General features: G+C 71.2%; 19 protein-coding genes. 15 read left to right on the forward strand and 4 right to left on the reverse strand.

Annotation, left to right across the window (positions count from 1 at the left end; all coding sequences use genetic code 11):
- Window positions 1-71 precede the first annotated feature (71 nt).
- The 6 genes from ACIO3P_RS37540 to serA all read left to right on the forward strand — a co-directional run bounded on the left by ACIO3P_RS37540 (window position 72) and on the right by serA (window position 9,959).
- Complete coding sequence (locus ACIO3P_RS37540) at window positions 72-1,034, forward strand: 2-hydroxyacid dehydrogenase (RefSeq protein WP_401791059.1); 963 nt, start codon at window positions 72-74, stop codon at window positions 1,032-1,034.
- A gap of 374 nt (window positions 1,035-1,408) precedes the next feature.
- Complete coding sequence (locus ACIO3P_RS37545; protein WP_329822122.1) at window positions 1,409-4,279, forward strand: EAL domain-containing protein; 2,871 nt, start codon at window positions 1,409-1,411, stop codon at window positions 4,277-4,279.
- Window positions 4,280-4,488: 209 nt separating this feature from the next.
- Window positions 4,489-6,354, forward strand: a complete 1,866-nt coding sequence (locus tag ACIO3P_RS37550) for an acetolactate synthase large subunit (RefSeq protein ID WP_329822123.1) — start codon at window positions 4,489-4,491, stop codon at window positions 6,352-6,354.
- Between the two features lie 29 nt (window positions 6,355-6,383).
- Complete coding sequence (gene ilvN / locus ACIO3P_RS37555; RefSeq protein ID WP_329822124.1) at window positions 6,384-6,908, forward strand: acetolactate synthase small subunit; 525 nt, start codon at window positions 6,384-6,386, stop codon at window positions 6,906-6,908.
- A gap of 77 nt (window positions 6,909-6,985) precedes the next feature.
- The gene (gene ilvC, locus ACIO3P_RS37560) at window positions 6,986-8,053 is read left to right on the forward strand and encodes a ketol-acid reductoisomerase (RefSeq protein ID WP_329822150.1); all 1,068 of its coding nucleotides are present in this window, start codon (window positions 6,986-6,988) and stop codon (window positions 8,051-8,053) included.
- Window positions 8,054-8,366: 313 nt separating this feature from the next.
- Window positions 8,367-9,959 (forward strand): phosphoglycerate dehydrogenase, encoded by a 1,593-nt coding sequence (gene serA, locus ACIO3P_RS37565; RefSeq protein ID WP_329822125.1) that lies wholly within the window; start codon window positions 8,367-8,369, stop codon window positions 9,957-9,959.
- A gap of 135 nt (window positions 9,960-10,094) precedes the next feature.
- On the opposite strand, the gene ACIO3P_RS37570 is transcribed toward serA, so the two are convergent.
- Window positions 10,095-10,688 (reverse strand): TetR/AcrR family transcriptional regulator C-terminal domain-containing protein, encoded by a 594-nt coding sequence (locus tag ACIO3P_RS37570; protein WP_329822151.1) that lies wholly within the window; start codon window positions 10,686-10,688, stop codon window positions 10,095-10,097.
- 79 nt (window positions 10,689-10,767) lie between these two features.
- On the opposite strand from ACIO3P_RS37570, the gene ACIO3P_RS37575 reads away from it, so the two are divergent.
- The 4 genes from ACIO3P_RS37575 (at window position 10,768) to ACIO3P_RS37590 (ending at window position 16,556) form a co-directional block, all read left to right on the forward strand.
- The gene (locus ACIO3P_RS37575) at window positions 10,768-12,015 is read left to right on the forward strand and encodes an FAD-dependent monooxygenase (protein WP_401855560.1); all 1,248 of its coding nucleotides are present in this window, start codon (window positions 10,768-10,770) and stop codon (window positions 12,013-12,015) included.
- A 271-nt stretch (window positions 12,016-12,286) separates the two neighbouring features.
- Window positions 12,287-14,491 carry an MMPL family transporter gene (locus ACIO3P_RS37580; RefSeq protein WP_329822127.1) on the forward strand — a complete coding sequence of 735 codons (2,205 nt, stop codon included), beginning with the start codon at window positions 12,287-12,289 and terminating at the stop codon, window positions 14,489-14,491.
- 128 nt (window positions 14,492-14,619) lie between these two features.
- Window positions 14,620-15,849 (forward strand): sensor histidine kinase, encoded by a 1,230-nt coding sequence (locus ACIO3P_RS37585; RefSeq protein WP_329822128.1) that lies wholly within the window; start codon window positions 14,620-14,622, stop codon window positions 15,847-15,849.
- Complete coding sequence (locus ACIO3P_RS37590; RefSeq protein WP_401855556.1) at window positions 15,846-16,556, forward strand: response regulator; 711 nt, start codon at window positions 15,846-15,848, stop codon at window positions 16,554-16,556. Before ACIO3P_RS37585 ends, ACIO3P_RS37590 begins: the two co-directional genes overlap by 4 nt.
- A gap of 14 nt (window positions 16,557-16,570) precedes the next feature.
- Here ACIO3P_RS37590 and ACIO3P_RS37595 read toward each other — a convergent pair whose 3' ends face one another.
- Complete coding sequence (locus tag ACIO3P_RS37595; protein ID WP_401855553.1) at window positions 16,571-17,737, reverse strand: PucR family transcriptional regulator; 1,167 nt, start codon at window positions 17,735-17,737, stop codon at window positions 16,571-16,573.
- A gap of 157 nt (window positions 17,738-17,894) precedes the next feature.
- Between ACIO3P_RS37595 and ACIO3P_RS37600 the strand changes: the two genes are divergently transcribed.
- Together ACIO3P_RS37600 and pruA are read left to right on the forward strand one after the other, a co-directional pair.
- The gene (locus tag ACIO3P_RS37600; RefSeq protein WP_329822131.1) at window positions 17,895-18,821 is read left to right on the forward strand and encodes a proline dehydrogenase family protein; all 927 of its coding nucleotides are present in this window, start codon (window positions 17,895-17,897) and stop codon (window positions 18,819-18,821) included.
- Window positions 18,822-18,885: 64 nt separating this feature from the next.
- Window positions 18,886-20,517, forward strand: a complete 1,632-nt coding sequence (gene pruA, locus ACIO3P_RS37605; RefSeq protein WP_329822132.1) for an L-glutamate gamma-semialdehyde dehydrogenase — start codon at window positions 18,886-18,888, stop codon at window positions 20,515-20,517.
- A 131-nt stretch (window positions 20,518-20,648) separates the two neighbouring features.
- Here the strand turns inward: pruA and ACIO3P_RS37610 are convergent, their stop codons facing one another.
- On the reverse strand, window positions 20,649-21,500 hold the full coding sequence (locus ACIO3P_RS37610; RefSeq protein WP_329822133.1) for a DUF1206 domain-containing protein: 852 nt from the start codon (window positions 21,498-21,500) through the stop codon (window positions 20,649-20,651).
- A 336-nt stretch (window positions 21,501-21,836) separates the two neighbouring features.
- Between ACIO3P_RS37610 and ACIO3P_RS37615 the strand changes: the two genes are divergently transcribed.
- A complete protein-coding gene (locus ACIO3P_RS37615) occupies window positions 21,837-21,968 on the forward strand; it encodes a hypothetical protein (RefSeq protein ID WP_329822134.1) in 132 nt (43 codons plus the stop codon).
- A gap of 83 nt (window positions 21,969-22,051) precedes the next feature.
- On the opposite strand, the gene ACIO3P_RS37620 is transcribed toward ACIO3P_RS37615, so the two are convergent.
- Complete coding sequence (locus tag ACIO3P_RS37620; protein ID WP_401855549.1) at window positions 22,052-23,626, reverse strand: purple acid phosphatase family protein; 1,575 nt, start codon at window positions 23,624-23,626, stop codon at window positions 22,052-22,054.
- Between the two features lie 128 nt (window positions 23,627-23,754).
- Between ACIO3P_RS37620 and ACIO3P_RS37625 the strand changes: the two genes are divergently transcribed.
- Window positions 23,755-24,801 (forward strand): 3-isopropylmalate dehydrogenase, encoded by a 1,047-nt coding sequence (locus tag ACIO3P_RS37625; RefSeq protein WP_329822136.1) that lies wholly within the window; start codon window positions 23,755-23,757, stop codon window positions 24,799-24,801.
- A 238-nt stretch (window positions 24,802-25,039) separates the two neighbouring features.
- The gene (locus ACIO3P_RS37630) at window positions 25,040-26,140 is read left to right on the forward strand and encodes a branched-chain amino acid aminotransferase (protein ID WP_329822137.1); all 1,101 of its coding nucleotides are present in this window, start codon (window positions 25,040-25,042) and stop codon (window positions 26,138-26,140) included.
- Window positions 26,141-26,247: the final 107 nt, after the last annotated feature.

Here is a 26,247-nt window from a genome sequence, read left to right on the forward strand (position 1 = left end):
GACCCGCCCGAAGATCTTCCCCGGGACCCGCCGCCGGTTCCGTTCCGGGGGCGTCGCATAGCCTCCTGACCATGACTCCTGACGTATGGCTCCCGATTCCGGCCGAGACGATCGAGGGACTCCCCGAGGGGCCCCGGTACCTCCACTGGGACGGCCAGGACGCGTTCCCCGCCGACCCCGCGGAGTGCGCCTTCTACGTGGTGCCGTACATGCGGCCCCCGGAGGTCTCGATACGGCCGCTCGCCGCGATGACGTCCGTACGCGTCGTCCAGACGCTCTCCGCCGGCATCGACCACGTGGCGCCCGCGCTCGGCGCGCTGCCCGCCGGGGTACGGCTGTGCAACGCCAAGGGCGTCCACGAGGCCAGCACGGCCGAACTCGCCCTCACGCTCACCCTCGCCTCCCTGCGCGGCGTTCCCGGCTACGTACGGGGCCAGGACCGCGAGGAGTGGCGCTCCGGCTTCCGCCCGGCGCTCGCCGACCGGTCCGTGCTGATCGTCGGCTACGGCTCGATCGGCGCCGCCATCGAGGACCGGCTCACGCCGTTCGAGTGCGCGCGGGTGGTACGCGTCGCGCGCTCCGCACGCACCACGGAGCGCGGGGCGGTGCACGCGTTCACCGAACTGCCCGAGCTGCTCCCCGACGCCGATGTCGTGATTCTCTCCACGCCGCTCACCGAAGGGACGAAGGGCCTGGTGGGAGCGGAGTTCCTGGCCCGGATGAAGGACGGCGCCCTGCTGGTGAACGTCGCGCGCGGCGCCGTCGTCGACACCAAGGCGCTCCTCGCGGAGCTGGAGAGTGGCCGGATCGAGGCGGCCCTCGATGTGACCGATCCGGAACCGCTGCCCGCGGGACATCCCCTCTGGCATGCTCCGGGTGTCCTCATCAGCCCCCACGTCGGCGGACCCACCTCGGCCTTCCTGCCCCGCGCCAAGCGTCTGCTGGTCGGCCAGCTCACCCGGTTCGTCGCCGGGGAGGAGCCGCGGAACGTCGTCCTCACGACGGAAGGACCGACCGGATCACCCGCCGCCTGACCCGCCGCACGAGCGCCCCGCAACCACGCTCCGCACCCGTCCGGACACCCTCGATACCGACAACTCCGCTGGTCGTCACGGAGAGTAGAAGAACTATGGCCCTGAGTGACGAGTCTGGTGTATCGTCCCGATCTGGGGGCTGTACCGCGTGTGGGGCGGCGCAGCAGGGTGACAGGAATCCGAGGGGGGCGACGGGCTATGTACGGCCAATGGACGAACGATCCGACGCGGCAAGGGTGTCGGCGGCGACGACCTCCGGACACTCCGGCGCGCGACCCGCGCCCGCCGGTCGTGACGGAGACACACGCCATGACGGAGGCGCGCGTCGTGACAGAGGCACGCGTCGTGACGGTGGCACGCCCCGGAGCGATCCGGTGAGCGCCGAGGGCGTGTTCGTGAGCGGGCGCCAGGTCTCCGGCGGGAGCACGGGGCTGGTCGCCCAGCTCCTCCTCGCCCTGATCTGCGGCGGTTACGCGGCCGGTGCGGCGCTGGGCTGGGGGTCCGAGAAACTCGCCCTGATCATGGGCGACTTCGGACTGAGCCTCGCCGCGCTGATCGCCGCGGTCTCCTGCTTCTTCTACGCACGCGGCCACACCAGCCGCTTCCGGCCCGCGTGGCTGCTGTTCTCCTTCTCCTCCGCGATGGCCTCCGCGGGCAACGCGGTCTGGGGCTGGTACGAGGTCATCCTCGAAAAGCCCGTCCCCAGCCCCTGCCTCGCCGATCTCTTCTTCCTCTGCTTCGCGCCACCCGCCATCGTGGGCCTGCTCGTCCTCGCCAAGCGGCCGGTCAGCAGGGCCGGCTGGGTCTGCCTCGCGCTGGACTCCTGGCTGATCGGCGGCTCGCTGCTCACGCTCTCCTGGAGCCTCGCCCTCGCCCGCACCGCGCAGTTCCAGGGCGAGAGCGTCACCCAGGCCGCGCTCTCCCTCGCCTATCCGCTGCTGGACATCGTCCTCGTCAGCATGGTGCTCGCCCTGCACTTCCGTAAGGCCGCGGGCAGCCGCTCCGCGGTCAACACCGCCATCGCCGCGCTCGCCCTGACGGTGCTGTGCGACGCCCTGTTCACCTCGCCGCTGCTGCGCGAGACCTACCGCTCGGGACAGCTCCTGGACGCGGGCTGGTTCGCCGGGTCGCTGCTCCTCGCGTACGCGCCCTGGGGCGTCCGGCGCGTCCCCGAGCCCAGCACCCCCGCCCCGCCCCGCGAGGACCGCCAGACCCGGCACTCCACGCCGATCGCGGGCTCCCTGGCCGCGCTCACGCCGTATCTCGCCGCCGCCGTGTGCACGCTGGGGATCCTGTACAACGTCACCGAGGACCGCAAGGTCGACCGGGTCGTCGTCCTCACGGGCTGCACGGTCGTGCTCGCCCTGGTCGTACGGCAGGGCATCATGCTCGTCGACAACATCGCCCTCACCCATGAACTGGCGCACAAGGAGAGCCACTTCCGCTCCCTGGTCCAGGGTTCCAGCGACGTCATCATGATCGCCGCGCCCTCCGGGATACTCCGCTACGTCAGCCCCGCCGCCACCGGCGTCTACGGGCGCGAGGCCGAGGATCTCGTCGGCGCCGAACTCGCCTCGATCATCCACCCCGACGACCTCGGCCGGGTCGTCCACGAAGTGCGCCGCTTCCTGGCCACCCCTCCCACCGAGGAGCCCACGACCCGTATCGAGTGCCGCTTCCGCTCCGGCACCGGCGACTGGCTCAACGTGGAGTCCACCGTCAACCGCCACCAGGGCGGACTGATCTTCAACAGCCGGGACGTCACCGAACGGGTCCGCCTCCAGGCACAGCTCCAGCACAACGCCGAACACGACCCGCTCACCGATCTGCCCAACCGGGCGCTGTTCACCCAGCGGGTCAGGCAGGCCCTCTCCGGCCGCCGTACGACCGATCCCGGCACGGCGGTGCTCTTCATCGACCTCGACGGTTTCAAGGGCGTCAACGACCGCCTGGGGCATCAGGTGGGGGACGAACTCCTGATCCTCGCCGCCCACCGGCTCCAGGACTCCGTCAGGGCGGGCGACACCGCCGCCCGGCTCGGCGGCGACGAGTTCGCCGCCATCGTCCTCGGCGACGGCTCCGGCGACCAGGCCGCCCGGGAGTACCAGGTCCACGAGATCGCCGACCGGCTGCGCCTCAAGCTCTCCCAGCCCTACAAGATCGACGGCAACGACGTCCGGGTCGCCGCCTCCATCGGCGTCGCCTTCGCCGAGCCCGGCATAACCCCCACCGACCTCATGCGCAACGCGGACCTCGCCATGTACCGCGCCAAGGCGGGCGGCAAGAACCGCGTCGAGATGTACGCGCCCCAGATGCAGGCCGACGTGGTCCGCAGGACCGAGCTGGCGGCCAGACTGCGCACCGCGCTCCACGACGGCGAGTTCACGCTGCTCCACCAGCCCGTGGTCCACCTCACCTCGGGCCGGGTCTCCGCAGTCGCCGCCCAGGCCCGCTGGCGCTCCGCCCAGGGCATCCTCTTCACCCCGGCCGAGTTCCTGCGCGGCTCCGACGACGGCGACCGCACCTCGGAGCTGGGCCGCTGGCTCCTCGAAGAGGCCGTCAAGCAGGCCGCCGAGCGCGCCGGGCTGGGCTACTCCGCGCCCGTCTCCGTACGGATCCCGGCCCGCAGACTGCTCGACAAGTCCCTGCCCCTCAGCTCCGTGGAAGCCCTGCTGATGCGGCACGGGCTGCCCTCGGGGGCCCTGATGATCGAGCTGTCCGACAACGACCCGCGCGCCTCCCTGGACGAGCTGGAGCACCGCCTCGTCGCGCTGCGCCGGCTCGGCGTACGGATCGCGCTGGACGGCTTCGGCAGCGGTTACGCGGCGATAAACGCCCTGCGCCGCCTCCCCGTCGACGTACTGAAACTGGACCGCGGTCTGGTCGAGGGCGTCGTGGAGTCCGGGCGGCTGCACAAGATCACCGCGGGGCTGCTGCGGATCGCCTGCGACCTCGGCATGCAGTCCGTCGCCGAGGGGGTGGACCTGCCCGAACAGGTGACCGCCCTGCGCGCCATGGGGTGCACCCACGGCCAGGGCATGGCCTTCTCCGGGCCGCTCGACGAGTACCGGCTGCGCCGCGCCCTGGTGGCCGGTTCCTACCCCATGCCGGGCACCAACGCCCTGCCCGTCCTCGCCGGCACCGGTGGCTCGCTGCCCGTACGGCGGCCCCGGCAGCCCGTCTCCGACCGGATTCCCCGGCCGTCCATCCGCTCAAATAATGAGACTCCCGTCCCACCCACTTGACAGCCGGGGCGCGCCGGAGGGAGGGTCATTTCCATGCGCACCCGAATTCTCGTACTTGGACAGCGCGTCGGCTGACGCAGAGCCTCCTTCCCGCTCTGCAGACCGCACCGACGCGCTCCCCTCGCCTGCCTCACGGCACGAGGGGTTTTTTGTTGCACCGGCGCACCACAAAACTCGCAAAAACCCTCAGCTTCGAGAAGAGAATGCCGATGTCCGAGCAGGCCACCGGGGCCCACCATCCGCAGCCGCGGGCCCGTAACGGCGGACCGTCCTCCGCCTCAGTCGAGCACGTCACGGGCGCGCAGTCGCTCATCCGGTCTCTTGAAGAGGTGGGGGCCGAGATCGTATTCGGCATCCCCGGCGGCGCCATCCTCCCCGCGTACGACCCGATGATGGACTCCACCCGCGTCCGGCACGTCCTCGTCCGCCACGAGCAGGGCGCGGGTCACGCCGCGACCGGTTACGCCCAGGCCACCGGCAAGGTCGGCGTCTGCATGGCCACCTCGGGACCCGGCGCCACCAACCTGGTCACCCCGATCGCCGACGCGCACATGGACTCCGTGCCGCTCGTCGCGATCACCGGCCAGGTGGCGAGCAAGGCCATCGGCACGGACGCCTTCCAGGAGGCGGACATCTGCGGCATCACGATGCCGATCACCAAGCACAACTTCCTGGTCACGAAGGCCGAGGACATCCCGCGGACCATCGCGGAGGCGTTCCACATCGCCTCCACGGGCCGCCCGGGCCCCGTCCTGGTCGACATCGCCAAGGACGCCCTCCAGGCCCGTACGTCCTTCTCCTGGCCGCCCACCCACGACCTGCCCGGCTACCGCCCGGTGACCAAGCCGCACGCCAAGCAGATCCGCGAGGCCGCCCGGCTGATCACCCAGGCCGAGCGCCCCGTCCTGTACGTCGGCGGCGGCGTCATCAAGGCCGGCGCCACCGCCGAGCTGAAGGTCCTCGCCGAGCTGACCAGCGCCCCCGTCACCACCACTCTGATGGCGCTGGGCGCCTTCCCCGACAGCCACCCGCTGCACGTGGGGATGCCGGGCATGCACGGTTCGGTCACCGCCGTCACCGCGCTCCAGAAGGCCGACCTGATCGTCGCCCTCGGCGCCCGCTTCGACGACCGCGTCACCGGCAAGCTGGACAGCTTCGCGCCGCACGCCAAGATCGTCCACGCGGACATCGACCCCGCCGAGATCGGCAAGAACCGCATCGCGGACGTGCCGATCGTCGGGGACGCCCGCGAGGTCCTCGCCGACCTCGTCCAGGCCGTCCAGGCCGAGCACACCGAGGGCCACGTCGGCGAGGCCGCCAAGGCCGGGTACACCGCCTGGTGGCGGGACCTCAACCGCTGGCGCGAGACCTACCCCCTCGGCTACGAGCAGCCCGGGGACGGCTCGCTCTCCCCGCAGCAGGTCATCCAGCGCGTCGGCCAGATGGCCCCCGAGGACACGATCTTCGCCGCGGGCGTCGGCCAGCACCAGATGTGGGCCGCGCACTTCATCGAGTACGAGAAGCCCGCCACCTGGCTGAACTCCGGCGGCGCCGGGACCATGGGGTACGCCGTGCCGGCCGCCATGGGCGCCAAGGCGGGGCAGCCGGACCGTACCGTCTGGGCGATCGACGGCGACGGCTGCTTCCAGATGACCAACCAGGAACTCACCACCTGCGCGCTCAACAACATCCCGATCAAGGTCGCGATCATCAACAACGGGGCGCTCGGGATGGTCCGCCAGTGGCAGACCCTCTTCTACAACCAGCGCTACTCCAACACCGTCCTGCACTCGGGACAGGACAACGGCGGCGGCCCCAGCGGCGGCACCCGCGTCCCGGACTTCGTCAAGCTGTCCGAGGCCATGGGCTGTGTCGCCCTGCGCTGCGAGTCCCCGGACGATCTCGACGCGGTCATCGCCAAGGCCAACGCCATCAACGACCGCCCCGTCGTGGTCGACTTCATCGTCCACGAGGACGCCCAGGTGTGGCCGATGGTCGCCGCAGGCACCTCCAACGACGAGGTCATGGCCGCCCGGGGCATCCGCCCCGACTTCGGCGACAGCGCCGACGACTGAGCCGCGAGAACGAGAGAAGAGACCGACACATGACCAGGCACACGCTCTCCGTTCTGGTGGAGAACACCCCCGGCATCCTCGCCCGGATCGCCGCGCTGTTCTCCCGCCGCGGTTTCAACATCGACTCGCTCGCCGTCGGTGTCACGGAACACCCCGACATCTCCCGCATCACCATTGTGGTCAATGTCGAGGAACTGCCCCTGGAGCAGGTGACGAAGCAGCTCAACAAGCTGGTGAACGTCCTGAAGATCGTCGAACTCGAGCCCGGCGCTGCGATCCAGCGCGAGCTCGTCCTGGTGAAGGTCCGCGCCGACAACGAGACCCGCTCCCAGATCGTCGAGATCGTCCAGCTCTTCCGCGCCAAGACCGTCGACGTGTCACCCGACGCCGTGACGATCGAGGCCACCGGATCGAGTGACAAGCTCGACGCCATGCTCAAGATGCTGGAGCAGTTCGGCGTCAAGGAGCTGGTGCAGTCCGGGACGATCGCCATAGGGCGTGGCGCGCGGTCCATCACGGACCGCAGCCTGCGGGCCCTGGACCGCAGCGCCTGACGCCCCTCACCACGAGAGGCGAACAGGACCCCGCCCGGTCCGGTTCGAATACCGAGACCGGGAGACCGGCTTCGCCCATCCCGCCGTACGGTGGGACGCAAGCTGCGACATTTCACAGAAGTGCACACCAAGGAGAAGACCCAGTGGCCGAGCTGTTCTACGACGACGATGCCGACCTGTCCATCATCCAGAACCGCAAGGTCGCGGTCATCGGTTACGGCAGCCAGGGCCACGCCCACGCGCTGTCGCTCCGTGACTCGGGTGTCGACGTCCGCGTCGGCCTGCACGAGGGCTCCAAGTCCAAGGCCAAGGCCGAGGAGCAGGGTCTGCGCGTCGTGACGCCCGCCGAGGCCGCCGCCGAGGCCGACGTCATCATGATCCTGGTGCCGGACCCGATCCAGGCCCAGGTGTACGAGGAGTCCATCAAGGACCACCTGAAGGACGGCGACGCGCTGTTCTTCGGTCACGGCCTCAACATCCGCTACGGCTTCATCAAGCCGCCGGCCAATGTCGACGTCGCGATGGTCGCCCCCAAGGGCCCGGGCCACCTGGTGCGCCGCCAGTACGAGGAGGGCCGCGGCGTTCCGTGTATCGCCGCCGTCGAGCAGGACTTCTCCGGCAAGGCGTTCGCGCTGGCCCTCTCGTACGCGAAGGGAATCGGCGGCACCCGCGCCGGCGTCATCAAGACGACCTTCACCGAGGAGACCGAGACCGACCTGTTCGGTGAGCAGGCCGTGCTCTGCGGCGGTACCGCCGCGCTGGTCAAGGCGGGCTTCGAGACGCTGACCGAGGCCGGCTACCAGCCGGAGATCGCGTACTTCGAGTGCCTCCACGAGCTGAAGCTGATCGTGGACCTCATGTACGAGGGCGGCCTGGAGAAGATGCGCTGGTCGGTCTCCGAGACCGCCGAGTGGGGCGACTACGTCAGCGGCCCGCGCGTCATCAACGACCAGACCAAGGTCGAGATGAAGAAGATCCTGGCCGAGATCCAGGACGGTACGTTCGCCAAGAACTGGATGGACGAGTACCACGGCGGTCTGAAGAAGTACAACGAGTACAAGAAGGCCGACAGCGACAGCCTGCTGGCGACGACCGGCGCCGAGCTGCGCAAGCTCATGAGCTGGGTCGACGACGAGGACGCGTAACACCGTGGGCGGGCGGCCCCGGCACCGCTCCTGATCCCCTGGAATCCCGGAAGGGACGAGGGGGACGGGACCGGACCGGGGCCGCCCGCCCATCCGCGACGCACGGCACGCCACCGCCTGGCCGCACGTATGAGTGATCCTGCCGCGCGGGCGGTAACGCAGCCCGGCTCAGCATTACACTGCTCAACACATACGCGTCAGGCCCACAGCGTCGTGCGTCTTTCACGCGGTTAGGGCGCGCTCCGCCCTAGGACCCCTCCACCGCATGCGGCCGTCGGGACGGCCGTCCGCAATGGGACTTGTGAGGACTCACGTGAGCTCGAAACCTGTCGTACTCATCGCTGAAGAGCTTTCGCCCGCCACCGTCGACGCGCTCGGTCCGGATTTCGAGATCCGGCACTGCAACGGCGCCGACCGCGCGGAGCTGCTTCCGGCCATCGCCGACGTGGACGCGATTCTCGTCCGCTCCGCGACCAAGGTCGACGCCGAGGCCGTGGCCGCGGCCAAGAAGCTGAAGGTCGTCGCCCGCGCCGGGGTCGGCCTCGACAACGTCGACGTCTCCGCCGCCACCAAGGCCGGCGTGATGGTCGTCAACGCGCCGACGTCGAACATCGTCACCGCCGCCGAGCTGGCCTGCGGTCTGCTCGTGGCCACCGCACGCCACATCCCGCAGGCCAACACCGCGCTCAAGAACGGCGAGTGGAAGCGCTCCAAGTACACGGGCGTCGAGCTGAGCGAGAAGACCCTCGGCGTCGTCGGCCTCGGCCGGATCGGCGTGCTCGTCGCGCAGCGCATGTCCGCCTTCGGCATGAAGATCGTCGCGTACGACCCCTATGTGCAGCCGGCCCGCGCCGCGCAGATGGGCGTCAAGCTGCTGACGCTGGACGAGCTGCTGGAGGTGTCGGACTTCATCACCGTGCACCTGCCCAAGACGCCGGAGACCATCGGCCTCATCGGCGACGACGCGCTCCACAAGGTCAAGCCGTCGGTCCGGATCGTCAACGCCGCGCGTGGTGGGATCGTCGACGAGGCGGCGCTCGCCTCCGCCCTCAAGGAGGGCCGGGTCGCCGGCGCCGGTCTCGACGTGTACGCGAAGGAGCCCTGCACGGACTCCCCGCTCTTCGAGTTCGACCAGGTCGTCTGCACGCCGCACCTCGGCGCCTCCACCGACGAGGCGCAGGAGAAGGCGGGCGTCGCGGTCGCGCGTTCCGTACGGCTCGCGCTCGCCGGTGAGCTGGTCCCCGACGCGGTCAACGTCCAGGGCGGGGTCATCGCCGAGGACGTACGCCCGGGTCTGCCGCTCGCCGAGAAGCTCGGCCGGATCTTCACCGCCCTCGCGGGCGAGGTCGCGGCCCGGCTCGACGTCGAGGTCTACGGCGAGATCACCCAGCACGACGTGAAGGTGCTCGAACTCTCGGCGCTCAAGGGCGTGTTCGAGGATGTCGTCGCGGAGACCGTCTCGTACGTGAACGCGCCGCTGTTCGCGCAGGAGCGCGGGGTCGAGGTCCGCCTCACCACCTCCAGCGAGTCCCCGAACCACCGCAACGTGGTGACGGTGCGCGGCACGCTCTCCGGCGGCGAGGAGGTCTCGGTCTCCGGCACGCTGGCCGGACCCAAGCACCTGCTGAAGATCGTCGCGATCGGCGAGTACGACGTGGACCTGGCGCTGGCCGAGCACATGGTCGTGCTGCGGTACGAGGACCGCCCCGGCGTCGTCGGCACGGTCGGCCGGATCCTCGGCGAGGCCGGGCTGAACATCGCGGGCATGCAGGTCTCCCGCGCGGAGGAGGGCGGCGAGGCGCTGGTCGTCCTCACCGTCGACGACACGGTCCCGCAGACCGTGCTCACGGAGATCGCCGCCGAGATCGGCGCGGTCTCGGCCCGCTCGGTGAACCTCACGGACTGAGCGGACCGACCGTCCCGGTCCGGCCGAGGCCGGCCCGGATCGTTCCCGACCGAAGGGCCCGGTGGCATCCCACCGGGCCCTTCGGCCGTTCTCCGGGCCGGCGCGGTACCGGCTGCCGTCCCGTCCTGCGGTCGGTCAGATCGGCGCCGGTGCGCCGGAGGGCGGGCCGGATGCCGCGGTGTGCTGTTCCAAGCCGCAGAGGATGAGCGCGAGGCCCGCCTCGAATGCCGCCTCGTGATCGAGTACCGGGACGTCGTCCGGCAGGTCCTCGGCGGCCGGTGAATCCGTATCCGCCTGCTCCTCAAGCACGCAGCCGACCGTGTAGCGGCCCGTGGCCAGCATCGCCATCTGCGCCTCCCGCTCGGGCACGCCGGAGGAGACCAGGAAGGCCATCTTGCGGCGGATCCGGTCGAGGTCGCCGGTCGGAGTGGTGCCGGCGTGCAGCCGGGCACCGTCCCGGCGCATCAGCAGCGTGCGACGGAAGCTGCGGGAGTTCTCCAGGAACCACGCGCGCCAGTCGTCCCCGGGGGAGGGCAGCGGCGCGTTGGCGTGCGGGGCCATGGCCGCCTCCGCCATGGCGGCGAGGAGATCCTTCTTGGTCCGGAAGTGGTAGTAGAGCGACGGCTGCTCGACGCCGAGCCGCTTGGCCAGCCGCCTGGTGCTGACCGTTTCCAGGCCGACGTCGTCCAGCAGATCCAGCGCCTCCGTGACGACGGTCTTGCGATTCATCTTGGTCACGTTGACATTCTATCGCTGATAGAAGACTGTGAATGGAATCAATCACTGATAGATTCTGGAGTGGCCGGACGTGAAGAACACGATCGCGAAGCGTTCGCTGCGGATCCTCGTCGCCGGAGGTGGCGTCGCCGGGCAGGCGCTGGCCTTCTGGCTCACCCGAGGCGGTCACCAGGTGACGGTCGTCGAGCGCTTCCCGGCGCTGCGCGCCTCGGGCGCCCAGGTCGACCTGCGCGGACAGGGCATCGAGGCGGTCGCGCGCATGGGCCTGCTGGAGACCGTGCGCAGGCATCTGGTGGACGAGGCGGGCGTCGCCTTCGTCGACTCCCGCGGCAGGCCGAAGGCGACGATCATGGCGAACACCTCCGGCAGGGGACGTCAGACCCTGACCTCGGAGTACGAGATCATGCGCGGCGACCTCGTCCGTATCCTGCACGAGGCGACCAGGAACGACACCGAGTACGTCTTCGACCGGGGCGTCGACGGCTTCGACCAGGACGCGGACCGGGTCACCGCGAACTTCTCGGACGGGACCTCCGGCGAGTACGACCTGCTGATCGGCGCCGACGGGCAGGGCTCGCGCACCCGGCGGGCGCTGCTGCCGGAGGGCTTCGACCCGTACTGGCGGGTGGGCATCCACATGGCCTACTGGTTCGTGCCGCGCATCGCCTCCGACACCGGCATCCGCGACACCTGCATGGTCCCGGGCGGCCGGCAGATCATGCGGCGCAGCCACAACGCCACGGAGACCCAGGTGTACTTCGTGATGCGCGAGGAGTCGGCGGCAGCGTCCGCGATCCACCGCGCTCCCGTTGAGCAGCAGCAGAGGTTCTGGGCCGAGCGGTTCCGGGACGCCGGATGGCAGACCGACCGGTTCGTCGAGGGCATGAAGGGCAGCCCGTTCTTCCACTCCCAGGAGATCGCCCAGGTGCGCATCGACAACTGGTCCCAGGGCCGGGTGGTCCTGGCCGGAGACGCCGCGCACTGCGCGTCCCCCTACAGCGGTATGGGGATCTCCGGCGGCCTGGTCGGCGCCTACGTCCTGGCCGGGGAGATCAACCGGCACGCGGACGACCTGCCGACCGCGCTGGCGCACTACGACCGCGTCCTGCGGCCCTTCGTCGCCGAGATCCAGGGCGCGGTCAATCCCCGCATCCTGCGCGTAGGCATGCCCATGAACAAGCACGCCATCAGCGCCTTCCAGAACGCCACCGCGCTGGCCTGCTTCTTCCGCATCCCCGACCTTGCCGCGCGGTTCGCCACGGAGGACCGCGGCGGCGACTGGCGGCTGCCGGCCTACGCCGACGCGCACGCCGCCTGAGCCGTATCCGCGCCGGGCCCGGGGGCGCCGGCCCACGGTGTGAGGCGGACCGGTCGGCGGGCGGGAGCGGCCAGGTGTCCTACCCCTCGGGGATGGCTCCCTGCCGCGCCGGTACTGCAACCGCACTACGGGCGGGTGTCCGCAGATGCGGGACGACTCCGCGGCCGATGTTGCCAACGATGGGGACGAAGCCGCGGACCGCCTGCGCCTCGTGTGGCGTACGGCATGGCCGCGGCACCCTCCCTCTCCTCTTCGACTGGAGTGCCTCGTCATGGCTTCCTTGCTCTATCGGCTCGGCCGGTTGTCCTTCCGGCAGCGCCGCTACGTCGCTCTCCTGTGGGTGGCGATCCTGGCGGCGTGTTCCTTCGCCGCTCTCAGTGCCCCGGCCGCGGAAGAGGACGGGTTCTCCATGCCGGGCACCGAGTCGCAGAAGGCGTTCGACCTGCTCGACAAGCGCTTCCCCGGGGACAACGCGGAGGGCGCGGACGCACGCGTCGTCTTCGCCGCGCCCGACGGGCAGAAGGTGACCGCTCGCGAGAACCGGGCGGCTGTCGAGAAGGTCGTCGACACCATCGCGCGCGGCTCGCAGGTGAAGGACACCTCACGTCCCTTCGCGCCGGAAGCCGTCAGCAAGGACGCCACCACCGCGTTCGCGACCATCACCTACACCGTCTCCGGCGACGACCTGAGCGAGGCCACGTCCGCCGCGCTCATGGACGCCGTCGAAGACGGCCGCGCGGCGGGGCTGACCGTGGAGGTCGGAGGCTCGGCCGTCGACGGCGGCCCTGAACTCGGCGGCGTCACCGAACTGATCGGCATCGCCGTCGCCGCGCTCGTGCTGTTCCTCACCTTCCGCGCGATGGTCGCCGCCGGGCTTCCTCTGGTCACCGCCCTCATCGGTCTGGGCGCCGGAGTCTGCGCGATCATCGCCGCGGGCATGTCCACCACGACGATCACCCTGGCCCTGATGCTGGGCCTGGCCGTGGGTATCGACTACGCCCTGTTCATCGTCTCCCGCTACCGCGCCGAACGGGCCGCGGGGCACGTGCCGCAGGAGTCCGCCGGCCGGGCGGTGGGCACCGCCGGATCCGCAGTCGTCTTCGCCGGCGCCACCGTCGTCATCGCACTGGCCGGGCTCTCGGTGGCCGGCGTGCCGATGCTGACCGACATGGGGCTGGCCGCCGCCGGAACCGTCGTCATCGCCGTGCTCGTCGCCCTGACGCTGCTGCCCGCCCTGCTCGGCTTCTTCCCCCAGGCCGTCCTGCCGCGCGCCCAGCGCCGCGGCACCACCACCGCCGTACACACGAAGGAGCCCGCGGGCAGCCGGTGGGCCCGCTTGGTCATCCGCCGGCCTCTGGCGACGCTGCTGCTGAGCGTGGCGGGTCTCGGCGTCGTCGCCGTCCCCGCACTGGATCTCCAGCTCAGCCTGCCCGGTGACGAGGCGCAGCCCACTTCGACCACTCAGCGCCGTGCCTACGACGCGCTCGCCGACGGGTTCGGCCCCGGCTTCAACGGGCCCTTGACCATCGTCATCGACGCCAGGGGCGCCGACGACGCGAAGGCCGTCGCAGCACAGGCCCGCACGGCCCTGACTGCCACTGAGGGCGTCGTGGACGTCTCACCGGCCACCTTCAACCAGGCCGGCGACACCGCGATCATCGGCGCCGTGCCCAGCACCGGCCCGAGCGCCGGCGCGACCAAGGACCTCGTCAAGCGGATCCGCGCCGAGGCCGCTGAGCTGAGGACGACCTCCGGCGCCTCCCTGCTGGTGACCGGTCAGACCGCGATGAACATCGACGTCTCGAACAAGGTCACCGCCGCCCTCATCCCCTACCTCGCGGTTGTCGTAGGACTCGCCGTCCTGCTCCTGATGATCGTCTTCCGTTCGATCCTCGTCCCGCTCAAGGCGGCCCTCGGCTTCCTGCTCTCGGTCGCCGCGGCCTTCGGCGTGATCGTCGCGGTCTTCCAGTGGGGCTGGCTCGCCGACCAGCTCGGCGTCGCCCAGACCGGACCGGTGATGAGCATGATGCCGATCTTCCTGATCGGCGTGGTCTTCGGCCTGGCCATGGACTACGAGGTCTTCCTCGTGACCCGCATCCGCGAAGCCCACGTCCACGGCGAACCTCCCGCGCAGGCCATCGTCACCGGCTTCCGGCACAGCGCCCGCGTCGTCGTGGCCGCCGCCGTCATCATGATCGCTGTCTTCGCCGGTTTCATCGGCATGACCGACTCCATGATCAAGATGCTCGGTCTGGGGCTGGCCGCCGCCGTCCTCTTCGACGCGTTCATCGTTCGCATGACCATCGTCCCGGCCGCTCTCGCGCTCCTGGGGCAGGCGGCGTGGCGGCTGCCCAGGTGGCTGGACCGGCTGCTGCCCGACCTGGACATCGAAGGCGAGCAACTCGCCCGCACCCTCGCGGTCGCGCACCCCGTCCCGGCGGCGCCCTCGGCACGGGAGGAATCGATGAGCGCCTGACCCACCGCCGCCCCGGGGGCCCCGCCAACCCGCGGGCCTCCGGGGTGTCCTCGTATGCGCAGGGGGCCGCCCGCCCCGATCGTCCACGGACGACAACCGCCGAGCACACCCGTAAAGAAGGAGGGCGCGTGATCGCCACCATCCGTTCTTGGGCCCGCCGCCACCCCAGAGCTTTCGACGCCGCGATGGCGGCCGCCCTGTGCGCCCTCGCGGTGCTCTCCACCACGATGGCGCAGCCGCCCCGCATCGTGCGCTGGCCGCCGCCGGCCGCCGCCGGCGTCGCTGTCCTGGCCTGCGCGGCGCTGCTGCTGCGCCGCGACCGCCCGCGCCTGACCGTGATCACCACGACCGCGTGCACCGCCGTCCTCGGCGCCATGAGCCCCTCCTTCGGTTACGAGTTCGGCTCCGCCCTCACCGGCGCTGTCATGGCGGCGCTCGCATCACTGGCCTGGCGAACCGACAGTCGTACCGCCGCCCGCTACACCGCCACTGCCGCCCTGGCCCTGCTCGCCGCCTCCGCCCTGTCGTCGCCGACCGGGCCGCAGCTGCGGCCCGACCAGGTGGGACTGGCCGCGTTCACCCTCGTCGCCCCGGCCGTGGCCGACTCCCTGCGCAGTCGCCGCGACTACGTCACCGCGGTGGAAGCACGCGCGGAGATGGCCGAGCACACCCGCGAGGAAGAGGCCCGCCGGCGCGTCGGCGCCGAACGGATGCGCATCGCCCGCGAACTGCACGACGTCGTGGCCCACCACATCACGCTCGCCCATGCCCAGGCCGCCACCGCCGACTACCTGCTGGCCGATCGGCCCGACACGGCACAGCAGGTCATGCAGAACCTCACCGCCACCCTCAACTCGGCGCTGGGCGAGCTGAGAGCGACCGTGGGCCTGCTGCGTGAACGCGACGAGTCCCCGGACCCTTCGACCGACCCCGCCCCCGGCCTGGCGCGACTGACGGAGCTGATCGCCTCGTTCGACCAGGTCGGCCTCACCGTCACCCTCACCCAGGACGGCGCCGCGCGATCGCTGTCACTCGGCGTCGATCTCACCGCCTACCGCATCACGCAAGAAGCACTCACCAACGTCTCCAAGCACGCACTGACCACCACGGCCTCCGTCCACCTCCACTACACCGACAACCTGCTGACCCTGACGGTCACCGACGACGGCCCGCCCGTACCGGTCCGCGACGCCGCCGGATACGGCCTCATCGGCATGCGCGAGCGGGCCCACGCGGTCGGTGGACACCTGCACGCCCGCCCCCGGGACGACGCCGGATTCGAGGTGACGGCCGAGCTGCCCACCCTCGCGTACTCGCCGGCCGGCCGCCCCGCCGCCCACGACAAGGACACCCCGTGACCATCCGCGTGCTGCTCGCCGACGACCAAGCCCTCCTCACCGCGACGTTCCAGGTCCTCATCGACGCCACCGACGACCTTGAAGTCATCGCCACGGCGGCCGACGGCGACCAGGCCGTACAACTGGCTCGCTCCACCGCACCGGACGTCGTGGTCATGGACATCCGCATGCCACATCAGGACGGCCTGTCCGCCGCCGCGCGGATCACCGCCGATCCCCAGCTCCGCGGCACCCGCGTCCTCATCCTGACCACCTTCGAGACCGACGACCACATCACCCGGGCCCTGCGCGCGGGCGTCAGCGGCTTCCTCGGCAAAGGCGTCGGACCCGCCGAGTTCCTCGCCGCCATCCGCACCGTCGCGGCCGGCGACATGGTGCTCTCCCCGCTGGCCACCCACGCCGTGGTCACCCGTTACCTCGCCGCTTCCGGCCCCGACCGCCCGCATGCCACCCCCCGCGAGATGGACCACCTCACTCCCCGCGAGCAGGAAGTCCTGCTCTGCGCGGCAGAAGGGCTCACCAACGACGAGATCGCCGAGCGCCTGTACGTCAGCCCGTTGACCGTCCGCACCTTCGTCCAGCGCATCATGCACAAGCTCGGTGCCCACCACCGGGCCCAGCTCGTAGCCCTCGCCTACCGGACCGGCTTCGCCCGCGTTCCGCAGCCGCCCCCCCCCGCACGCCCCTGCGGCGGGCGCGGTCCCTGATCGTCGACAACCGGTCAGAGGCGCGCCGCCTTCAGCGCCATGTGGAGCAGCAGCCGGTCCTCGCCCTCCGCCAGGTCCAGGCCCGTGAGCTGTTCGATCCGGGAGAGCCGGTAGTAGAGCGTCTGGCGGTGGATGCCGAGCGCCGCGGCCGTACGGCCCGCCTGGCCCGCGTGGTCGAGGAAGACCTCCGCGGTGTGGGCCAGTTCGCCGTGGGCGGGGGAGAGCAGGGTCAGGACCGCCGGGTCGGGCGCCGTGGGCAGCGCCGTCAGCAGGCGGTACGCGCCCATCGACGCCCACCGCGCCACCGGGCCGAGCCGGGGCTGGGCCACCGAGGCGCGGGCCGCGCCCACCGCCTCGCGCCAGGCGTCCGGCAGCTCCGTCAGCCCCCGGCGCGGGGCGCAGACCCCGGCCCCGGCGCCCGGGCCCGCCGCCTCGCGCAGCCGCGCAGCGGCCGTCAGGACGGGGGCTTCCGCGTCCGCCGAGCGCAGCCGTACGAGCAGGGCCAGCGCCCCGTCGCCGTTCGCGCCGCGGGTCCCGTCCGCCCCGTACGGCGCGGGGAGCGGCAGGGTGCAGAGCGCCGCCGTGCCCGGCACGGCCCGGACCGGCGGCTCCTCGGCGCCCCACGGCGCCACGCAGAGCAGGAGGTGCGTGCCGTCCGCGCTCGGGCCCAGCGCCGCACGCAGCGCGGCCGACGCTGTCTCCCGCTGCCAGCCGGGGCCCGCGGCGAGGACGGCCCGCAGCTCCCTGGCGAGGTCGGTGCCCGCCTTCGCCTCGTCGGCGAGGAGTTCACCGATCCGCTCCGTCACCTCCATGGCCGCGGCGAGCGCCGCGCCGCCCGGCCCGGGGTCGGAGTCGTCGAGCAGCCAGACGTAGCCGAGGACCCGGCCCCGGTGGCGTACGGGCAGACAGATGCGGCCCCGGAACACCCCCGCGTCCGGCGCCGCCGGGATCCGGACGGGTCCGGACGCGTGGGTGATGCCGAAGTCCTCGAACCAGGCGCGCACGGCGGGCGTGGAGCGCCGCGTCAGGATCGAACGCGTCCTGACAGGGTCCACCGCCGTGTCGTCCTCGCTGTCGTGCACCCCGAAGGCGATCAGTCCGAAGTCCCGGTTCTCCAGGGTCGCCGGGACGCCGAGCAGCGCCGAGATCTCGTCGACCAGTTCCTGGTAATCGTCCTTCACCCGGACATTCTCCCACCGCCTTCAGACATCTGTCTGAGATCCGGGCCACGGATGCGTGACAGGTGTCGATGGCAGAGGATCGGAGCGATCCCTAGGTTTCACAGTGGTTCTCCTGCCGTTCCCCTGCCGCACCGTTCGATCCACCGTGGAGGTCCCTGTGCTGGGTCCCGTGATCCTTGCCGCATCGCGCAGCGACGCCCTGCGCCGCACCCTGTCGGCCGCCCCGGTCACCAGGCCCGTGGTGAACCGTTTCATCGCCGGCGAGTCCGTCGAGGAGACCGCCCCCGTCGTCCGGTCCCTCGCCGACCAGGGCCTGGAGGTCACCCTCGACGTCCTCGGCGAGGACATCACGGACCCCGCCGCGGCGCTCGCCGCCCGGGACGCGTATCTGCGGCTGATCGAGGCCCTGGCACCGCTGGAGCTGGGCGCCCGCGCCGAGATGTCGGTGAAGCTCTCCTCCTTCGGACAGGCGCTGCCCGGCGGGCACGACCTCGCCCTGAAGAACGTCACCGCCGTCGTCGAGGCCGCCGCCGCGGCCGGCACCACGGTCACCCTCGACGCCGAGGACCACACCACCATCGACTCGACGCTCGCCGTCCACGCCGAGCTGCGCGCACGCTTCCCGGAGACCGGCGCCGTCGTCCAGTCGTACCTCTTCCGTACCGAGGAGGACTGCCGCGTCCTGTCCGCGGCCGGCTCGCGCGTACGCCTCGTCAAGGGCGCCTACAAGGAGCCCGCCTCCGTCGCGTACCAGGACAAGGCCGAGGTCGACCGGGCGTACATCCGCTGTCTGCGGATTCTGATGGACGGCTCCGGGTACCCGATGGTCGGCACCCACGACCCGCGCATCGTCGCCATCGCCCAGGACCTCGCCCGGCGCGCCGGACGCAAGCCCGACGAGTACGAGTTCCAGATGCTGTACGGCATCCGGGAGGCCGAGCAGTTCCGGCTGGCCGCCGAGGGACACCGGATGCGCGTCTACATCGCGTACGGCACCGACTGGTACGGATATTTCATGCGCCGCCTCGCCGAGCGCCCCGCCAACCTCACGTTCTTCCTGCGTTCGCTGGTCAGCCGCGGCTGACCCCACGCGCCCCACCGACCGCCGAAGAAGAGCAGACTTGCAGACAGAAGGAGATGCGGCCCCCATGGACGCTGTGACCCAGGTTCCCGCGCCGGTCAACGAGCCGGTACACGGCTACGCCCCCGGCTCGCCCGAGCTGGCCCGGCTGGAGGTGCGGCTCAAGGAGCTGGCCGAGAACCCCGTCGACCTGCCGATGACCATCGGCGGCGAGAAGCGGATGGGCGGCGGCGAACGTGTCGACGTCGTCCAGCCGCACAACCACGGAGCCGTGCTCGGTACGTTCGCCGCCGCGACCCGGCAGGACGCCCAGGACGCGGTCGACGCCGCGCTGGCCGCCGCCCCTGCCTGGCGCGCGATGGCGTTCGACGACCGCGCCGCGATCATCCTGCGCGCCGCCGAACTGCTCGCGGGACCGTGGCGCGAGAAGCTCGCCGCCGCGACGATGCTCGGCCAGTCCAAGACGGCCCAGCAGGCCGAGATCGACTGTCCGTGCGAGCTGGTCGACTTCTGGCGCTTCAATGTCAAGTACGCCCGTGACCTGCTCGCCGAGCAGCCGCCCGCCAACTCCCCGGGCGTCTGGAACCGGCTCGACCACCGCCCCCTCGAAGGCTTCGTCTACGCGATCACGCCCTTCAACTTCTCGGCGATCGCCGGAAACCTGCCCACCGCGCCCGCCCTCATGGGCAACGTGGTGGTCTGGAAGCCGTCCCCGACCCAGACCCTCGCCGCGGTGCTCCTCATGGAGCTGCTGGAGGAGGCGGGCCTGCCCAAGGGCGTCATCAACCTCGTGACGGGCGACGGCATCGCCGTCTCCGACGTGGCCCTCACCCACCCCGAGCTGGCGGGCATCCACTTCACCGGCTCGACCAGGACCTTCCAGCACCTGTGGAAGACGGTCGGCGCCAACATCGAGACGTACCGCTCCTACCCGCGGATCGTCGGCGAGACCGGCGGCAAGGACTTCGTCGTCGCCCACCCGAGCGCCGACCGGGCCGTCCTCAAGACGGCGCTGACCCGGGGCTCCTTCGAGTACCAGGGCCAGAAGTGCTCCGCGTCGTCGCGCGCGTACGTCCCCGCGTCCATCTGGAACGACGGCTTCCAGGAGGAGTTCGCGGCCGAGGTCGACGGGATCGCCATGGGCGACGTCACCGACCTGACGAACTTCATCGGCGCCGTCATCGACGAGCGCTCCTTCGCCAAGAACAAGGCCGCCATCGACCGCGCCGCCGCCGACCCGAGCTGCACGATCGTCGCGGGCGGCACGTACGACGACTCCGTCGGCTACTTCGTCCGGCCCACCGTCATCGTCTGCACCGACCCCGAGAACGAGGTCTTCACGACCGAGTACTTCGGCCCGATCCTCGCGGTGCACGTCTACGACGACGCCGACTACGACGCCGTGCTCGACCAGATGGAGTCCGTCTCGGCGTACGCCCTGACCGGCTCGGTCATCGCGGGCGACCGCGCCGCCGCCGCGCACACGATGGAGAAGCTGCGCTACGCGGCCGGCAACTTCTACATCAACGACAAGTCGACCGGCGCGGTCGTCGGCCAGCAGCCCTTCGGCGGCGGCCGGGCCTCCGGCACCAACGACAAGGCGGGCGCCCCCCAGAACCTGATGCGCTGGACGCTGACCCGCGCCATCAAGGAGACGCTGGTCCCGCCGACGGACTACCGCTACCCGCACATGGGCTGACACCACACCCACATGGGCTGACACCACCCCCGGGGCTCCGCGCCCCGTCACCCCTCCGGGATCCCGCCCTCGTACCGGTCACCACACCCCTCCGGTACGAGGGCGGCGCCACGCCTGCCGCGCCGCGTACGTCAGACCCTGCGCCAGCGGGCCATCGCCCAGGAGAAGAGCCCGAACAGCATCAGCCCCACCGCGACCAGCGCCAGCAGCCAGGGCCCCGCCGAGGTCTCGGTGAACGAGCGCAGCGTGTCGTCGACCCCCTTCGCCCGGTCCGGCTCGTACGCGACCGCCGCCAGCACCACGAAGACCCCCGCCACCGTGAACAGGGCACCGCGCGCCGTGCCGCCGCCGACGCCCGTCACATCGACGAACCGCCTGGCCGGCCGGGACATCTCCGCCAGCTTCAGATGCTTGTGGTACTTACGGAGCACCGCGCGGACGCCGATCCACAGGCCCGCCGCCGCGATGGCCGCCCCGGCGACGCCCACGATCCACCGGCCGCCGGGCAGCTCCAGCGCCCTGGCCGTGATGTCCCGGGACTCCTGGTCGCTCGATCCGCTTCCGCTGCCCTCGTCACCGGCGGCGAACGCCAGCACCGAGTAGGCGGTGAACCCGTAGAAGACGGCGCGCCCCGCGGACAGCAGCCGCTTGCCCGCCTTGTGCCCGTCGGGCCCCGCCGCGCCGAACAGCGCCTCGGAGAGCCGCCACAGCGCCATGCCCACCAGCCCGGCCCCGAGGGCCCAGAGCAGCACGGCGCCCATCGGTTTCGCCGCTATCTCCGCGAGCGCGCCGCCCCGGTCGGCCTGCTGACCGCCCCCGCCGCTGCCGCCACCGAACGCGACGCGCAGCGCGAGCACCCCGACGAGCAGATAGATCGCCCCGCGCGCGACGAAGCCCCAGCGGGCCGCCGCATCCATGGCCTTGCTGTTGGCCGCCTGCTCAGCGGTACCGCGTCCTTTGTCCGTCAACGTCCGTGCGTTCATGAGTAGCCTCCGCCGCACCGGGTTCCCCCGCCCGGGGCGAGGAAACGGCGACGGCCGGGCCCGGCGCCGCGCTCGGTCCGCCACGCGCCGTTGGCAGCGGCGTAGGAGCCACCGTCTCAGATAGTAGGAAGTCCGAGTAATCGTGAGGACAGACCGGCCTTCCTCGCTTAGCTTGGAATGAGCCGAACGTCTCGCTCCATCCAGCGAATGGCGGCCGTTGGCACGCGCCCTCACGCAGGCAACCCCTGCCGCGTATGCCCCCGCCCCTTCCGGCGCCTCGCAGATGCATCACGCGGCCCTGCCGCGTGGCTGAGCTATCTCAAGGAGTCGATCACCATGGCCGAGACCACTGTCCGCCGCCGCGTCCGTCACACCCCGCGTACCAGCGAGTCCGAGCGCAAGAACGCCGCCGCCGCCCTCCAGCGCGCGCTCGACCGGAGGGACAACGGCGGCGCGACCGGCCACTGACACGACGGGCCACTGACACGACCGGCCGTTGACGCGCGACCGGCCGTTGACCCGCGACCGGGACACCGGCCGGAGCTGCGGCGTCAGCGCGTGATCGTGAAGTGGTCCACCCGGTGGCCCGTCTCCGCGAGCGCCGAGACCGTGAGCGCCGGGCGCGCTCCGGGCACCACCTCGACGGCCAGGAACGAGAACCCGGTGTAGCGCACGCGCGACCACTCCACCGTCTCGGTGGCCTTCGCGCCGCCCTTCGCCCAGTGGTACGAGGGGACGGACTCCACGTCGGCGACCCGGCCCTCGTAACTGTCCGGTACGGGGAAGTCGTACAGCGCCTTGCCCGCGCCGCCCGCCGTCACGTACACGATGCCGTCCCGTACGGAGCTGACGGACTCGCCGATCGGGACCTTGCGCCCGACCGCGCCGCCGCGCAGCGCGTCCGTCCGCTCGTACACATGGTTGTGGCCGTTGATCACCAGATCCACCCGGTGCTTGTCGAAGAGCGGCACCCACGCGTCGCGCACCCCGCCGTCCGACGCGTGCGCGTTCGTCGTGGAGAAGGCGCAGTGGTGGAAGAAGACCACGACGAAGTCGATGTCCTTGTCCGCGCGCAGCTCGCCCAGGCGCCGGTCCAGCCAGCGCGTCTGGGCGCCGTCCGTGTACCCGGTGTTGGCGCGGATCTCGTTCGACACGTCGTTGGCGTCCAGCGCCACCACCCCCACGGTGCCGTACGTGAACGAGTAGACGCCCGGCGACTTCTCCGCGTCCGGGCCGTCGCCCGGCAGGGTCCAGCGCGCGTTCTGCCCGCCGTAGCCGTTCGGCGAGTACCACGCCTCCATGTCGTGGTTGCCGGTGGTCACCATCCACGGCACCCGCGAGGCCACCGACTCCGTCTGCGCGAGGAACTGGTCCCACACCCGCGCGTCATAGGTGTCCGCCGCCTGTCCCTGGCCGCTGCTGTCCGCGTAGCAGATGTCCCCCGCGTGCAGGTGGAAGGCCGGGTTCTGGCCCAGGATCACCTGGTCGTTGGCGAGCGCGTCGTACGAGACGCCCTGGTCGCCGAAGGCCGTGAAGACGAACGCACCGGAGTGGGACGGGGCCGTACGGAACGTCCCCACCGTCGAGAGATTGCGCCCGTCCGCCGGGTCGAAACCGGCGTGGCCGACGCCGTAGTAGTACGTCGTGCCGGGGCGCAGCCGCTCCAGCGAGGCGTGCAGGTAGTACTGGTCCACGGCGGGCAGCTTCGCCGAGAGCGACGGCGTGTGCAGCGGCCGGACCTCGGCCCTGATCCTCTGGCTCAGGTCCCAGGGCTTCAGCCCCACCCGCAGATACGGGTCCTTCACCGGCAGTGGCACCTGCCAGGACACCCACATCATGGTCCTCGGGTCCGCGCCGAAGGCGAGATGGCGGCCGAAGGGGGCGACCAGCGCCCCGTCCACCCGGGTGGCGGCCGACGACGGCAGGAAGCCGGGGGCCGAGGCCGTGGCCCCGGCGGTGGCGGCGCTGGAACCCAGCAGCCCGGCGCCGGCCACGGTGGACGCGGCCACGGCCCCGGCGCGCAGCAGGCCGCGCCGGCCGATCGTGGCCCGCAGGTACTCGTGCTGCTCCGGCATGGTCATGCGGGAGGCGAGATGGTCGGGAATCCCGACGCGGGGAGTGTCCATGGACCGACCGTGACACCGGCCGGTGGCGGATGCGTGGAGCAAAGGCGTACAAAGGGCGACCGGTTCGCAATGTGTCCACAGAATGGACGCACCGTGTCAAGCGCTGGGACGCGGAGTAGGGTGCCGACATGTCTCGCAGCCTCAATCTCGCAGTGATCCCCGGTGACGGCATCGGCCAGGAGGTCGTGGCTCAGGGCCTCAAGGTCCTGAGTGCGGTTCTCCCGCAGGATGTGAAGCTGGAGACCAAGGAGTACGACCTCGGCGCCCGCCGCTGGCACCGTACCGGGGAAACCCTCCCCGACACGGAGCTGGAGGCCCTGAAGGCGCACGACGCCATCCTTCTCGGCGCGATCGGTGACCCGTCCGTGCCGTCCGGCGTCCTGGAGCGCGGGCTGCTGCTCAAGCTGCGCTTCGCCTTCGACCACTACGTGAACCTGCGTCCGTCGAAGCTCTTCCCCAACACGGACACCCCGCTGGCCGGCCGCCCGGACATCGACTTCGTCGTCGTCCGCGAGGGCACCGAGGGCCCCTACACCGGCAACGGCGGCTCGCTGCGCACCGGTACGCCCGCCGAGGTGGCCACCGAGGTGAGCCTCAATACGGCGTACGGCGTCGAGCGGGTCGTCCGTGACGCGTACGAGCGGGCCAACTCCCGTCCCCGCAAGAAGCTGACGCTGGTCCACAAGAACAACGTCCTCGTCTACGCGGGCCACCTGTGGAAGAACATCTTCGACCGGGTGGGCCAGGAGTACCCCGAGGTCACCACCGACTACCTGCACGTCGACGCCGCGACGATCTTCTTCGTCACCCAGCCGGACCGCTTCGACGTGATCGTCACCGACAACCTCTTCGGTGACATCCTCACCGACCTCGCCGCTGCCGTGACCGGCGGCATCGGCCTGGCCGCGTCCGCGAACATCAATCCGGACCGTACGTTCCCGTCCATGTTCGAGCCGGTCCACGGATCGGCCCCGGACATCGCGGGCCAGGGCAAGGCCGACCCCACGGCCACCGTCCTCTCCGTCGCCCTCCTGCTGAGGCACCTCGGTTTCGACGCCGAGGCCGTCCGGATCGAGGAGGCCGTCGCGGCCGACCTCGCCGGGCGCGACGGTACGGCGTCCCCGCGCACCACCGACGAGATCGGCGACGCGCTCGCGGTACGCGTAGCGAGCTGACCCGTCGACTTCTTACGCAGCCGCCGGGTCCAACGCCCGGCGGCTGCTTCGTGCTGTGCGGCCACCGGGTACCGGGTACCGGCACCAGTTCCCGGATCGCACTCACCCTCATTTCCCGCGCCACCCCACCCGAGTGATAATCGCTGTGGGCCGCGGCATGCGGGAATGCTCGGACGTCCTATCAGCAGTAGCGGCGTGAGCGCGGTCCGTCACAACCAAACGTGAAGGACGAGTATTCATGACCACGCCCACGCACACGCCCACGATCGAACTGAAGCCCTCCTCGCACCCGCTGTCCGACGCGGAGCGCGAGGCCCTGATGGCCGACCCCGGCTTCGGCCGTCACTTCACCGACCACATGGTGACGATCCGGTGGACCGAGGGCAGGGGCTGGCACGACGCGCAGCTCGTCCCGTACGGGCCGCTCTCGCTCGACCCGGCCAACATGACGCTGCACTACGCGCAGGAGATCTTCGAGGGGCTCAAGGCATACCGGCTGCCCGACGGCTCGGTCGCCACCTTCCGCCCCGAGGCCAACGCGGCCCGCTTCCAGCGCTCGGCCCGCCGCATCGCCATGCCGGAGCTGCCCACCGAGACCTTCCTCGCGGCGTGCGACGCGCTGGTCCAGCAGGACAAGGCGTGGGTCCCCGCGCACGGCGGTGAGGAATCCCTCTATCTGCGCCCGTTCATGATCGCGACCGAGGTCGGCCTCGGCGTGCGCCCGGCCAACGAGTACCTGTTCCTGGTCATCGCCTCGCCCGCCGGCGCGTACTTCCCCGGCGGCGTTCAGCCGGTCTCCGTCTGGCTCTCGGAGAACTACGTCCGCGCCGTCCCCGGCGGCATCGGCGACGCCAAGACCGGCGGCAACTACGCGGCCTCCCTGCTCGCCCAGGCCGAGGCGGCGGAGAAGGGCTGCGCCCAGGTGGTCTGGCTCGACGCGCTGGAGCACCGCTGGGTCGAGGAGATGGGCGGCATGAACCTGTACTTCGTGTACGGCGACCACATCGTCACCCCCCAGCTCAACGGTTCGCTCCTGGCGGGGATCACCCGTGACTCGCTCCTCACGCTGGCGTCCGACCTCGGCTACACCTCCGAGGAGGGGCGCATCTCCACGGAGGACTGGCGCCGCGACACCGAGAACGGCACCCTGACGGAGGTCTTCGCCTGCGGTACGGCCGCGGTGATCACCCCGGTCGGCACCGTCAAGTCGGCGAGCGGCGAGTGGACGCAGTCGGGCGGCGAGCCCGGCGAGGTCACCATGAAGCTGCGCGGGGCGCTGCTCGACATCCAGCGGGGCATCACGCCCGACCTGCACGGCTGGATGCACCGGCTCGGCTGACGTACGGGGCTTTCGTACGAGGGTTTCGTCCCAGGCCGGTCGTACCAGGCCGGTCGTACGGGGCCGGTTGTACCAGGCCGGCCGCACCAGGCCGGTCGTACGGACCC

Origin of the sequence: Streptomyces sp. NPDC087310 (assembly GCF_044744405.1) — a bacterium.
GTDB lineage: Bacteria > Actinomycetota > Actinomycetes > Streptomycetales > Streptomycetaceae > Streptomyces.

Excerpts from the sequence above, each read along its gene's own strand:
- ACIO3P_RS37615 (WP_329822134.1), top strand. The coding sequence starts at position 21,837 with ATGGCCGAGACCACTGTCCGCCGCCGCGTCCGTCACACCCCGCGTACC.
- pruA (WP_329822132.1), top strand. The coding sequence starts at position 18,886 with ATGGACGCTGTGACCCAGGTTCCCGCGCCGGTCAACGAGCCGGTACAC.
- ACIO3P_RS37550 (WP_329822123.1), top strand. The coding sequence starts at position 4,489 with ATGTCCGAGCAGGCCACCGGGGCCCACCATCCGCAGCCGCGGGCCCGT.
- ACIO3P_RS37630 (WP_329822137.1), top strand. The coding sequence starts at position 25,040 with ATGACCACGCCCACGCACACGCCCACGATCGAACTGAAGCCCTCCTCG.
- ACIO3P_RS37620 (WP_401855549.1), bottom strand. The coding sequence starts at position 23,626 with ATGGACACTCCCCGCGTCGGGATTCCCGACCATCTCGCCTCCCGCATG.
- ACIO3P_RS37570 (WP_329822151.1), bottom strand. The coding sequence starts at position 10,688 with ATGAATCGCAAGACCGTCGTCACGGAGGCGCTGGATCTGCTGGACGAC.
- ACIO3P_RS37580 (WP_329822127.1), top strand. The coding sequence starts at position 12,287 with ATGGCTTCCTTGCTCTATCGGCTCGGCCGGTTGTCCTTCCGGCAGCGC.
- ilvN (WP_329822124.1), top strand. The coding sequence starts at position 6,384 with ATGACCAGGCACACGCTCTCCGTTCTGGTGGAGAACACCCCCGGCATC.
- ACIO3P_RS37540 (WP_401791059.1), top strand. The coding sequence starts at position 72 with ATGACTCCTGACGTATGGCTCCCGATTCCGGCCGAGACGATCGAGGGA.
- ACIO3P_RS37610 (WP_329822133.1), bottom strand. The coding sequence starts at position 21,500 with ATGAACGCACGGACGTTGACGGACAAAGGACGCGGTACCGCTGAGCAG.
- ACIO3P_RS37625 (WP_329822136.1), top strand. The coding sequence starts at position 23,755 with ATGTCTCGCAGCCTCAATCTCGCAGTGATCCCCGGTGACGGCATCGGC.